Annotated in this window: 10 protein-coding genes; 8 read left to right on the top strand and 2 right to left on the bottom strand. The window is 70.4% G+C overall.

Going from position 1 to position 11,950, the window contains the following annotated elements:
* The first annotated feature begins 191 nt into the window (after window positions 1-191).
* The 8 genes from ruvC to ACWC2T_RS41970 all read left to right on the top strand — a co-directional run bounded on the left by ruvC (window position 192) and on the right by ACWC2T_RS41970 (window position 9,592).
* Window positions 192-731 (top strand): crossover junction endodeoxyribonuclease RuvC, encoded by a 540-nt coding sequence (gene ruvC / locus ACWC2T_RS42005; protein ID WP_450675556.1) that lies wholly within the window; start codon window positions 192-194, stop codon window positions 729-731.
* Window positions 728-1,333, top strand: coding sequence for a Holliday junction branch migration protein RuvA (gene ruvA / locus ACWC2T_RS42000; RefSeq protein WP_450675555.1), 606 nt, complete (start codon window positions 728-730; stop codon window positions 1,331-1,333). Before ruvC ends, ruvA begins: the two co-directional genes overlap by 4 nt.
* A gap of 26 nt (window positions 1,334-1,359) precedes the next feature.
* The gene (gene ruvB, locus ACWC2T_RS41995; RefSeq protein ID WP_450675558.1) at window positions 1,360-2,442 is read left to right on the top strand and encodes a Holliday junction branch migration DNA helicase RuvB; all 1,083 of its coding nucleotides are present in this window, start codon (window positions 1,360-1,362) and stop codon (window positions 2,440-2,442) included.
* A 188-nt stretch (window positions 2,443-2,630) separates the two neighbouring features.
* Entirely contained in the window at window positions 2,631-3,134 is a 504-nt protein-coding gene (gene yajC, locus ACWC2T_RS41990; protein ID WP_450675554.1) for a preprotein translocase subunit YajC, read from the top strand.
* A gap of 141 nt (window positions 3,135-3,275) precedes the next feature.
* Window positions 3,276-5,078: a protein translocase subunit SecD gene (gene secD / locus ACWC2T_RS41985; RefSeq protein WP_450675553.1), complete on the top strand. Its 1,803-nt coding sequence runs from the start codon at window positions 3,276-3,278 to the stop codon at window positions 5,076-5,078.
* 3 nt (window positions 5,079-5,081) lie between these two features.
* Window positions 5,082-6,182 carry a protein translocase subunit SecF gene (gene secF, locus ACWC2T_RS41980; RefSeq protein ID WP_450675552.1) on the top strand — a complete coding sequence of 367 codons (1,101 nt, stop codon included), beginning with the start codon at window positions 5,082-5,084 and terminating at the stop codon, window positions 6,180-6,182.
* A complete protein-coding gene (locus ACWC2T_RS41975; RefSeq protein ID WP_450675551.1) occupies window positions 6,179-6,718 on the top strand; it encodes an adenine phosphoribosyltransferase in 540 nt (179 codons plus the stop codon). Before secF ends, ACWC2T_RS41975 begins: the two co-directional genes overlap by 4 nt.
* 336 nt (window positions 6,719-7,054) lie before the next feature.
* On the top strand, window positions 7,055-9,592 hold the full coding sequence (locus ACWC2T_RS41970) for a RelA/SpoT family protein (RefSeq protein ID WP_450675550.1): 2,538 nt from the start codon (window positions 7,055-7,057) through the stop codon (window positions 9,590-9,592).
* 85 nt (window positions 9,593-9,677) lie between these two features.
* Here the strand turns inward: ACWC2T_RS41970 and ACWC2T_RS41965 are convergent, their stop codons facing one another.
* A complete protein-coding gene (locus ACWC2T_RS41965) occupies window positions 9,678-10,907 on the bottom strand; it encodes a DUF349 domain-containing protein (RefSeq protein WP_450675549.1) in 1,230 nt (409 codons plus the stop codon).
* A gap of 155 nt (window positions 10,908-11,062) precedes the next feature.
* Entirely contained in the window at window positions 11,063-11,893 is an 831-nt protein-coding gene (locus ACWC2T_RS41960; RefSeq protein ID WP_450675548.1) for a peptidylprolyl isomerase, read from the bottom strand.
* Window positions 11,894-11,950 lie beyond the last annotated feature (57 nt).

Below are 11,950 nucleotides of genomic sequence, written 5' to 3'. Positions count from 1 at the left end.
CCGTGATCTTGTTTTCCCCCTTTTTGTTGTTTGGCTCGTTTTTCTGGTCTTTGGACTCCGCGTACTGCGCGGGGGTTACCGTGTTGGGGGGGGGGGGGGGGGCCCCCCCCCCCCCCGCCCCGCCGTCATTGTCAGTGGGACCCGATAGCCTGCACAAACACGTGATCGAGGCGATCGGAGGGAGGGGCTCGGTGCGCGTACTGGGGGTGGACCCCGGGCTGACCCGGTGCGGTGTCGGCGTCGTCGAGGGGGTCGCGGGCCGCCCGCTGACCATGCTCGGCGTCGGTGTCGTGCGCACGCCCGCGGACGCCGATCTCAGTCACCGCCTCCTCGCCGTCGAGCAGGGCATAGAGCGGTGGCTGGACGAGTATCGACCCGAGTTCGTCGCCGTCGAGCGCGTCTTCAGCCAGCACAACGTGCGCACCGTGATGGGCACCGCCCAGGCCAGCGCCGTGGCCATGCTGTGCGCCGCCCGGCGCGGCATCCCCGTCGTATTGCACACCCCGAGCGAGGTCAAGGCCGCCGTCACCGGCTCCGGACGTGCCGACAAGGCCCAGGTCGGCGCCATGGTCACCCGGCTGCTCCGGCTCTCGGCGCCACCGAAGCCCGCCGACGCCGCCGACGCCCTCGCGCTCGCCATCTGCCACATCTGGCGCGCCCCCGCGCAGAACCGGCTCCAGCAGGCGGTCGCCCGCCACACAGTCCACGCAACGAAAGGCCGTACGGCATGATCGCCTTCGTCAGCGGCACGGTTGCCGCGCTCGCCCCCGACGCCGCGGTCGTGGAGGTCGGCGGCGTCGGCATGGCCGTACAGTGCACGCCGAACACGCTGTCCACGCTCCGCATGGGCCGGCCCGCCAAGCTGCACACCTCCCTCGTCGTCCGCGAGGACTCGCTGACCCTGTACGGCTTCGCCGACGACGACGAGCGCCAGGTCTTCGAGCTGCTCCAGACCGCGAGCGGCGTCGGCCCCCGCCTGGCCCAGGCCATGCTCGCCGTGCACACCCCGGACGCGCTGCGCCGCGCCGTCGCCACCGGTGACGAGAAGGCCCTCACCGCCGTCCCCGGCATCGGCAAGAAGGGCGCGCAGAAGCTGCTGCTGGAGCTCAAGGACCGGCTCGGCGAGCCCGTCGGCGCCCCCGCGGTCGGCGCTCCGGTCACCCAGGGCTGGCGCGACCAGCTGCACGCGGCCCTCATCGGCCTCGGCTACGCCACCCGCGAGGCCGACGAGGCCGTTGCCGCGGTGGCTCCCCAGGCCGAGGCCGCGGGCGGCACCCCGCAGGTCGGACAGCTGCTGAAGGCCGCCCTGCAGACCCTGAACCGCGCCCGCTGACCCCACGACGATCGAGGCACATGCACATGAACTGGGACGACTCGACCGACACCCCCGCCCCCGAGCGGCTCGTCGGTGCGTCCGCGGACCGGGAGGACCAGGCCGTCGAGGCCGCGCTGCGCCCCAAGGACCTCGGCGAGTTCATCGGCCAGGAGAAGGTCCGCGAACAGCTCGACCTCGTCCTGCGGGCCGCACGCGCGCGGGGCGCCACCGCCGACCATGTGCTGCTCTCCGGCGCGCCCGGCCTCGGCAAGACCACCCTGTCGATGATCATCGCCGCCGAGATGGGCGCCCCCATCCGTATCACCTCCGGCCCCGCCATCCAGCACGCCGGTGACCTCGCCGCGATCCTCTCCTCCCTCCAGGAGGGCGAGGTCCTCTTCCTCGACGAGATCCACCGCATGTCCCGGCCCGCCGAGGAGATGCTGTACATGGCCATGGAGGACTTCCGCGTCGACGTCATCGTCGGCAAGGGCCCCGGCGCCACCGCGATCCCGCTGGAGCTGCCGCCGTTCACCCTGGTCGGCGCCACCACGCGCGCGGGGCTGCTGCCGCCCCCGCTGCGCGACCGCTTCGGCTTCACCGCGCACATGGAGTTCTACGAGCCGCACGAGCTGGAGCGGGTCGTGCACCGCTCGGCGAGCCTGCTGGACGTGGAGATCGAGCCGGACGGCGCCGCCGAGATCGCCGGCCGCTCCCGGGGCACGCCCCGCATCGCCAACCGCCTGCTGCGCCGCGTCCGCGACTATGCGCAGGTCAAGGCAGACGGCGTGATCACCCGCGAGATCGCCGCGGCGGCCCTCGCCGTCTACGAGGTCGACGCGCGCGGTCTCGACCGCCTCGACCGCGCCGTCCTGAAGGCCCTGCTGAAGCTCTTCGGCGGCGGCCCGGTCGGCCTGTCCACGCTCGCCGTCGCGGTGGGGGAGGAGCGGGAGACCGTCGAGGAGGTCGCCGAACCGTTCCTCGTCCGGGAGGGACTGCTGGCCCGTACTCCGCGCGGCCGGGTCGCCACGCCGGCCGCCTGGGCACACCTCGGTCTGACCCCGGCGCCCTCGGCGAGCGGGGGGACGACCGGGGGAAACGGACAACAGGACCTGTTCGGCGGCTGACGGCGCGATGATGTTCCGGGACGGCGAGGCCATTGGCCCGGGCAGGAACTCAGGTGCCATGCTGAGCGTTGTTCCATGCACGCGGACTCGCTTAGACTCCGCCGATGCCGCCCTTGCGGGCGGCGCCGACCCACACCCCCATCAACAGGCCGCTCTCCGTCGCGGTCGCGCGAAGGAAACCCCGTCCCGTGAATGCCTTTACCCTTCTCCCCTTCATCGTGCTCATCGCGGCCATGTTCCTCATGACGCGCTCGGCCAAGAAGAAGCAGCAGCAGGCTGCCAACATGCGGAACGAGATGCAGCCCGGCTCCGGTGTCCGCACGATCGGGGGGATGTACGCGACGGTCAAGGAGGTCAACGAGGACACGGTCCTCCTCGACGCCGGCCCGGGCGTTGAGCTCCTCTTCGCCAAGAACGCGATCGGCGCCGTCCTCACCGACGACGAGTACAACCGCATCGTCCACGGCATCGAGCACGACCTGAAGTCCGACGCCGACATCGTCCCGGACGACGCCTCCTCCCTCACCGAGACCGACGAGTCCGACTCGCCCGCTGCCGCCGCCTCCGACGACAAGGCCGTCGACCTCGGTAAGAAGGACGCCGACGAGGACGGCACCGACACGGCCGAGGCCGCCGAGGCCAAGGCGGACGACGAGCCGAAGAAGACCGACGGCGACTCCGACGCGAAGTAGTCACGCCCCGGTGGTGCGCTGCGCGGCATAATCACGCCCCGCGCACCACCGGGCGTCTGTTTCGCGTACGGAACAGCCCGACACCATGTCATGGCCGACCGCGCCGACCGCGTGGGGCGGCCCGAGAGGGAGTACGAGAAGGTGGCAGCACCGAAGAGGGGCCGGAGCGCGAGTGCCCAGAGCAAGCCAGGGCGCTCGCTGGCCCTCATCCTGATCGCCATCGTGGCGCTCACCGGAGGCATGTTCCTCTCCGGGAACAAGACTCCGCGTCTCGGCATCGACCTCGCCGGTGGCACGAGCATCACGCTCAAGGCGAAGGCCGACCAGGGGTCCGCGGTCAACAAGGCCAACATGGACACCGCGGTCGACATCATGAACCGCCGTGTCAACGGCCTCGGCGTCTCCGAGGCGGAGGTGCAGACCCAGGGGACCGACAACATCATCGTCAACATCCCCAAGGGCACCAACTCCAAGGAAGCGCAAGCGCAGGTCGGCACCACCGCCAAGCTGTACTTCCGCCCGGTCCTGGCCAGCGGGCCCAGCGTCGGCGCCACGCAGAGCCCGTCGCCGAGCGCCACCCCGAGCGGCAGCTCCAAGCCGAGCACGAGCCCGTCCGCCTCTTCCTCCTCCCAGCAGAAGGCGTCGTCCTCCTCCGGGTCCTCCACCGTGTCCCCCAGGGCCTCGGCGACCTCCCAGGGCCGCGCCGTCAGCGACGCGCTGAAGGCCGGCTCCACCCCCACGCCGAGCTCGTCCGCCTCCGGCAGCACCAAGCCGTCGGCCACCCCCTCGGCCACCCCGTCGGCCTCCTCCAGCGCCGCCACCGCCGCCGCCAAGCTCCAGGCGCAGTACGCCGCCCTGGACTGCACCAAGCCCGCCGAGCGGGCCAAGGTCGGAGGCGCCGCCAAGCCCGGCGAGCCCACCATCGCCTGCGGCCAGATCAGGAAGGTCTGGTACAAGTACATCCTCGGCCCGGTCGCCGTCGACGGCACCGAGGTGAAGAAGGCGCAGGCCGTCTTCGACACCCAGGGCGCCTCCGGCTGGCAGGTCCAGATGACCTTCAGCAACAGCGGCGCCAAGAAGTTCGCCGACATCACCGGCGAGCTGGCGAAGAACCAGCAGCCGCAGAACGAGTTCGCCATCGTCCTGGACGGCGACGTCGTCTCCAGCCCGTACGTGCAGCAGGCCATCACCGGCGGCCAGGCCGAGATCTCCGGCAGCTTCACCCAGCAGGACGCCCAGAGCCTCGCCAACATGCTGTCCTACGGCGCCCTGCCGCTCTCCTTCCAGGAGCAGTCCGTGACCACCGTCACCGCCGCGCTCGGCGGTGAGCAGCTGCACGCCGGTCTGCTGGCCGGCGCGATCGGCCTCGCCCTGGTCGTGATCTACCTGGTCGCCTACTACCGCGGCCTGTCGGTCGTCGCCATGGCCTCCCTGGTCGTCTCGGCGATCCTCACCTACGTGATCATGTCGCTGCTCGGCCCGGCCATCGGCTTCGCGCTGAACCTGCCGGCCGTCTGCGGTGCCATCGTCGCCATCGGTATCACCGCGGACTCGTTCATCGTGTACTTCGAGCGCATCCGGGACGAGATCCGCGAGGGCCGCTCGCTGCGCCCCGCCGTCGAGCGGGCCTGGCCGCGCGCCCGGCGCACCGTCCTCGTCTCCGACTTCGTGTCGTTCCTGGCCGCCGCCGTCCTGTTCATCGTGACCGTCGGCAAGGTCCAGGGCTTCGCGTTCACGCTCGGCCTGACCACCCTGCTCGACGTCGTCGTCGTCTTCCTGTTCACCAAGCCGCTGATGACGCTCCTCGCCCGCCGCAAGTTCTTCGCGAACGGCCACAAGTGGTCCGGCCTCGACCCGCAGAGCCTGGGTGCCAAGCCACCGCTGCGCCGCACCCGCCGTCCCGCCGGTCCCGCCGCCGGCCCTGTCGACCCGAAGGAGGCCTGAGCGATGTCGAAACTCGGCAACCTCGGCGCTCGACTGCACCGCGGCGAGATCTCGTACGACTTCGTCGGCAAGCGCAAGATCTGGTACGGCGTCTCCATCCTGATCACCATCACGGCCATCGTCGGCCTGGCGGTGCGCGGGCTGAACATGGGCATCGAGTTCAAGGGCGGCGCGGTCTTCACCACGCCGACCCACATGAGCACCTCGGTGACCCAGGCGGAGGGCTACGCCAAGGACGCCTCCGGCCATGAGGCGATCGTGCAGAAGCTCGGCAACGGCAGCCTGCGCATCCAGATCGCCGGCATCGACACCGGCCAGTCCGACAAGATCAAGCAGGACCTGGCCAAGGACCTGAACCTCAACCCCGAGAAGCTCGCCGCCGACCTGGTCGGACCGAGCTGGGGCCAGCAGATCGCCAACAAGGCCTGGGAGGGCCTGGCGATCTTCATGGTCCTCGTCGTGATCTACCTGGCCATCGCCTTCGAGTGGCGCATGGCCGTCGCGGCCCTGGTCGCGCTGATCCACGACATCACGATCACGACCGGTATCTACGCCCTCGTCGGTTTCGAGGTCACGCCCGGTACGGTCATCGGTCTGCTGACGATCCTCGGTTACTCGCTCTACGACACGGTCGTCGTGTTCGACAGCCTCAAGGAGCAGACGAAGGACATCACCAAGCAGACCCGCTTCACCTACAGCGACATCGCCAACCGGTCGATCAACGGCACCCTCGTCCGCTCCATCAACACCACGGTCGTCGCCCTGCTGCCGGTCGCGGGCCTGCTGTTCATCGGCGGTGGCTTCCTCGGCGCCGGCACGCTGAACGACATCTCGCTGTCGCTGTTCGTCGGCCTCGCGGCCGGTGCCTACTCGTCGATCTTCATCGCCACGCCGCTGGTCGCGGACCTCAAGGAGCGCGAGCCGGCGATGAAGGCCCTGACCAAGCGGGTCATGGCCAAGCGTGCCCAGGCCGCCGCCGAGGAGGACCTCGCCGCGGACCGCGCCGCCGACGACGACGATGCAGCCCCTGCCGTCGTGGGCCCCCGCAACCAGCCCGCGTCCCGCAGCCGGGGCCGCGGCCGACCTTCCGGGAAGCGCCGATGACCGAGATCAGGGAACTGCTGCTCAGCCGGATCCGGGATGTCGCCGACTATCCGGAGCCGGGGGTGATGTTCAAGGACATCACCCCGCTCCTGGCGGACCCGGCGGCCTTCACCGCGCTCACCGACGCACTGGCCGAGATCGCCGCCGACACCGGCGCGACCAAGGTCGTCGGCCTGGAGGCCCGCGGATTCATCCTGGGCGCCCCGGTCGCCGTGCGCGCGGGCCTCGGCTTCATCCCGGTCCGCAAGGCGGGCAAGCTGCCCGGAGCGACGCTGCGCCAGGCGTACGACCTGGAGTACGGCTCGGCCGAGATCGAGGTGCACGCGGAGGACCTGGCGGCCGGCGACCGCGTCCTGATCGTGGACGACGTCCTCGCCACGGGCGGTACGGCCGAGGCCGCGATCCAGCTCATCCAGCGGGCCGGCGCCGAGGTCTCGGGCCTGGCGGTGCTGATGGAACTGGGCTTCCTGGGCGGCCGCGTCCGACTGGAGCCGGCGCTGAGCGGCGCCCCGCTGGAGGCCCTGCTCCAGATCTGACCGTCCGCACCGCACAAAGCGGCCTCGGCTTCGCCGTAGGCCGCTTTGTGTTTCCCACACGCCAAGAGGGGCTGAGTCACCCGGGGTCACCCGCACATGGCGACGAAAGCCACACGGAATCCGGCCCAAGGCGAAGCCGGGGGCCACCACCAGGACACCCCCCGCAGGCCCCCGCATCACCCGGAATCCACGTCCCGGAATCCGGCGGAAGCCCCCCGCGTTTGCAGAGGTGGACGGTCCTCACTTCCGCCTGAAGGCGATGACCAGCCGCAGGATCGCTACCATGGGGTCTCCGGAGCCTGACCGGGGGACCCGGATCGCGCACGAGGAGCCCTCTTGCCAGACGAGGCCCAGCACCTGACCGCCGCAAAGCCCGAGTCCGCCTCGGCCGCCGCGGCGAAGCCCGCGCCGCACGTGTCCAACGCGAAGAACGACACCCGCGGGCCGATCGAGCACGCCCAGTCCGCGCCCGTCGAGAAGGCTGCCGAGGCCTCGCGTCCCAAGCCGGCCCCGCCCGAGCGCCCGGTCCAGCCGCCCGTGGTGCGCCCGCCCGTCGTCCAGCCCGGCCGCACCGGCTCCTCCAACCGCGTGCGCGCCCGCCTGGCCCGCCTCGGCGTGCAGCGTGCGAACCCCTACAACCCGGTTCTCGAGCCGCTGCTGCGGATAGTGCGCAGCAATGATCCGAAGATCGAGAACTCGACTCTGCGGCAGATCGAGCGCGCCTACCAGGTCGCCGAGCGCTGGCACCGCGGCCAGAAGCGCAAGAGCGGCGACCCGTACATCACGCACCCGCTCGCCGTCACCACCATCCTCGCCGAGCTGGGCATGGACCCGGCCACGCTCATGGCGGGTCTGCTGCACGACACCGTCGAGGACACCGAGTACGGCCTCGACCAGCTGCGCCGCGACTTCGGCGACACCGTCGCCCTGCTCGTCGACGGCGTCACCAAGCTGGACAAGGTCAAGTTCGGCGAGGCCGCGCAGGCCGAGACCGTGCGCAAGATGGTCGTGGCGATGGCCAAGGACCCGCGTGTCCTGGTCATCAAGCTCGCCGACCGCCTGCACAACATGCGCACCATGCGCTACCTGAAGCGCGAGAAGCAGGAGAAGAAGGCGCGCGAGACGCTGGAGATCTACGCGCCGCTCGCCCACCGGCTCGGCATGAACACCATCAAGTGGGAGCTGGAGGACCTCGCGTTCGCGATCCTCTACCCCAAGATGTACGACGAGATCGTCCGGCTCGTCGCCGAGCGCGCGCCCAAGCGGGACGAATACCTCGCCATAGTGACCGACGAGGTCCAGGCCGACCTCCGGGCCGCCCGCATCAAGGCGACCGTCACCGGGCGCCCGAAGCACTACTACAGCGTCTACCAGAAGATGATCGTGCGGGGCCGCGACTTCGCCGAGATCTACGACCTGGTGGGCATCCGTGTCCTGGTCGACACGGTCCGTGACTGTTACGCCGCCCTCGGCACCGTGCACGCGCGATGGAACCCGGTCCCCGGCCGGTTCAAGGACTACATCGCGATGCCCAAGTTCAACATGTACCAGTCGCTGCACACGACGGTCATCGGACCCAACGGCAAGCCGGTCGAACTGCAGATCCGCACCTTCGACATGCACCGCCGCGCCGAGTACGGCATCGCCGCGCACTGGAAGTACAAGCAGGAGGCCGTCGCCGGCGCCTCCAAGGTGCGTACGGACGTGCCCAAGGCCTCCGGCAAGGACAAGGACGCCATCAACGACATGGCGTGGCTGCGGCAGTTGCTGGACTGGCAGAAGGAGACGGAGGACCCGGGCGAGTTCCTGGAGTCCCTGCGCTTCGACCTGTCCCGCAACGAGGTCTTCGTGTTCACCCCCAAGGGCGACGTCATCGCCCTGCCCGCGGGGGCCACCCCCGTCGACTTCGCCTACGCCGTCCACACCGAGGTCGGCCACCGCACCATAGGGGCGCGGGTCAACGGCCGGCTCGTACCGCTCGAATCCACCCTGGACAACGGCGACCTGGTGGAGGTCTTCACCTCCAAGGCGCCCGGCGCCGGACCGTCCCGCGACTGGCTCGGCTTCGTCAAGTCGCCCCGGGCGCGCAACAAGATCCGGGCCTGGTTCTCCAAGGAGCGCCGGGACGAGGCGATCGAGCAGGGCAAGGACGCGATCGTCCGGGCGATGCGCAAGCAGAACCTGCCGATCCAGCGCATCCTCACCGGGGACTCCCTCGTCACGCTCGCGCACGAGATGCGCTACTCGGACATCTCGGCGTTGTACGCGGCGATCGGCGAGGGCCATGTCTCCGCCCAGCACATCGTGCAGAAGCTCGTACAGGCCCTCGGCGGCGAGGAGGCGGCCACCGAGGAGATCGACGAGGCGGTCCCGCCGTCCCGCAGCCGGGGCCGCAAGCGCCGCTCCAGCGCCGACCCTGGTGTCGTCGTCAAGGGCGTCGACGACGTGTGGGTCAAGCTGGCCCGCTGCTGCACGCCCGTGCCCGGCGATCCGATCATCGGGTTCGTCACCCGGGGCAGCGGCGTATCGGTTCACCGCAGCGACTGCCTCAACGTCGAGTCGCTGTCCCGGGAGCCGGAGCGGATCCTCGACGTCGAGTGGGCGCCGACCCAGTCCTCGGTCTTCCTGGTCGCCATCCAGGTCGAGGCGCTGGACCGTTCCCGCCTGCTGTCGGACGTCACCCGCGTCCTGTCCGACCAGCACGTCAACATCCTCTCGGCGGCCGTCCAGACCTCCCGCGACCGGGTGGCCACCTCCCGGTTCACCTTCGAGATGGGCGACCCGAAGCACCTCGGCCACGTCCTGAAGGCCGTACGGGGTGTGGAGGGCGTGTACGACGTCTACCGCGTGACGTCCGGACGCTCGCGGTCGTAAGCAGCCGTGTGAGGCGAGTCGCCGGCAGCCCATGGACAAGGCCCCGTACGCGCCGTACGGGGCCTTTCACCTGCGTACCGGGGGATCAGCCGCCGAACTCCTGCAGGCCCTTCAGAGCCTGGTCCAGGAGCGCCTGGCGGCCCTCCAGCTCGCGCTCCAGCTTGTCGGCCTTGGAGCTGTTGCCCTGGGCGCGGGCCTGCTCGATCTGCGCCTTCAGCTTGTCGACGGCCGCCTGCAGCTGACCGGTCAGACCCTCGGCACGCGCGCGTGCCTCCGGGTTCGTCCGGCGCCACTCGGCCTCCTCGGCCTCCTGGATCGCCCGCTCGACCGCGTGCATCCGGCCCTCGACCTTCGGACGCGCGTCCCGCGGGACATGGCCGATGGCCTCCCAGCGCTCGTTGATCGAGCGGAAGGCGGCCCGCGCGGACTTCAGGTCGCCGATCGGCAGGAGCTTCTCGGCCTCCTCGGCCAGCTCCTCCTTCAGCTTCAGGTTCTCGGTCTGCTCCGCGTCCCGCTCGGCGAACACCGAGCTGCGGGCGGCGAAGAACACGTCCTGGGCGCTGCGGAAGCGGTTCCACAGGTCGTCCTCGTGCTCACGCTGGGCACGGCCCGCGGCCTTCCACTGCGCCATCAGGTCGCGGTAGTGGGCCGCCGTCGGACCCCAGTCCGTCGAACCGGACAGCGCCTCGGCTTCGGCGACCAGCCGCTCCTTGGTCCGGCGGGCCTCCTCGCGCTGCGCGTCCAGCTGCGCGAAGTGCGCCTTGCGCCGCTTGGAGAACGCCGACCGGGCGTGCGAGAAGCGATGCCACAGCTCGTCGTCCGACTTGCGGTCCAGACGCGGCAGACCCTTCCAGGTGTCCACCAGCGCCCGCAGCCGCTCGCCGGCCGCCCGCCACTGGTCGGACTGCGCCAGCTGCTCCGCCTCGGCGACCAGGTCCTCCTTGGCCTTGCGGGCCTCGTCGGACTGCTTGGCCCGCTGCTGCTTGCGCTCCTCACGGCGGGCCTCGACGGTCTCCACCAGCTTGTCCAGCCGCTCCCTGAGCGCGTCCAGATCGCCGACCGCGTGATGCGCGTCGACCTGCTCGCGCAGGTGGCCGATCGCGGCCATGGCGTCCTTCGCCGACAGGTCGGTGGTCCGCACTCGCTTCTCGAGGAGGCCGATCTCGACAACCAGGCCCTCGTACTTGCGCTCGAAGTAGGCCAGCGCCTCCTCGGGGGAGCCGGCCGCCCAGGAACCGACGACCTTCTCGCCGTCGGCCGTACGCACGTACACGGTCCCCGTCTCGTCGACGCGGCCCCACGGGTCGCTGCTCACAGCGCCTCCTCCACATGATGCCTGCGGGGGGCCTCAGCACCCCCGGGCATCGTCCACAGTTTCGTCACGGCCAACATAGGCGACCAGCGGGTTGCCTGTCCGCATCCAGCGCGACCGAAATTCCGCAGATGGCCGTCTTGGTCTTCGCGACGGCGTCAGGACTTCGTCACCGTCGCCCTGTTGATCACCACGGTCGCGTTCGGAGCGGTGTTCTGCGTGGTCGGGTCGGCCGGCTGGGCGCCCGCGGCGGCGATCTTCTGCAGCACCTTCATGCCCGCGTCCGACACCGTGCCGAACGGCGTGTAGCTGGGCGGCAGCGGGCTGTTCTTGTAGACCAGGAAGAACTGGCTGCCGCCGGTGTGCTTCTGACCGGTGTTGGCCATCGCCACCGTGCCCGCCGGGTACGTGTTGCCCTTCAGGCTCGTGTCCTTCAGGTTCTCGTCCGGGAGCGTGTAGCCCGGCCCGCCCATGCCGGTGCCCTGCGGGTCGCCGCACTGGAGCACGAAGATACCGTCCGTGGTCAGACGGTGGCACTTGGTGTGGTCGAAGAAGCCTTGACCCGCAAGGAAGTTGAACGAGTTCACGGTGTGCGGGGCGGCGGCCGTCTTCAGCGCGATGTCGATGTCACCGCACGTCGTGGCGAGCTTCATCGTGTACTTCGCCGACGTGTCGATCGTCATCGCCGGCTCCTTCTTCCAGCTCAGCTTCTTCGCCGAGCCGGCCGCCGGCTTCGCGCACGGGTCCGGGGCCTTGCTGGTGGGCGTGGCGCTGGGCGTGACGTCGGCGGCGGTGTTGGTCTTCTTGTCGTCGCCCTTCAGCACTCCGGTCGTGTACAGCGCGACACTCCCGATCACGACCACGCCGAGTACCGACGCGATCACGGAGTTGCGCACGCGGGCCTTGCGGCGCGCCTGCGTGCGCCGCTGCTGCTGCCGCAAGAACTTCTCCCGGGCGAGCTGACGCCGCCGCTGCTCCTGGCTGACCACCGGGTTCTCTCCTCATGCGTGTCGTGTGTCGACCGGTACGCGTGCGTGCCCGTGAGC

The sequence above is a fragment of the Streptomyces sp. NPDC001393 genome (assembly GCF_053597455.1).
This window is presented reverse-complemented; position numbering and strand designations above follow the sequence as displayed.

Coding starts and splice junctions, on each gene's coding strand:
- ruvB (WP_450675558.1), top strand. CDS start 1,360: ATGAACTGGGACGACTCGACCGACACCCCCGCCCCCGAGCGGCTCGTC.
- secF (WP_450675552.1), top strand. CDS start 5,082: ATGTCGAAACTCGGCAACCTCGGCGCTCGACTGCACCGCGGCGAGATC.
- ACWC2T_RS41975 (WP_450675551.1), top strand. CDS start 6,179: ATGACCGAGATCAGGGAACTGCTGCTCAGCCGGATCCGGGATGTCGCC.
- ruvA (WP_450675555.1), top strand. CDS start 728: ATGATCGCCTTCGTCAGCGGCACGGTTGCCGCGCTCGCCCCCGACGCC.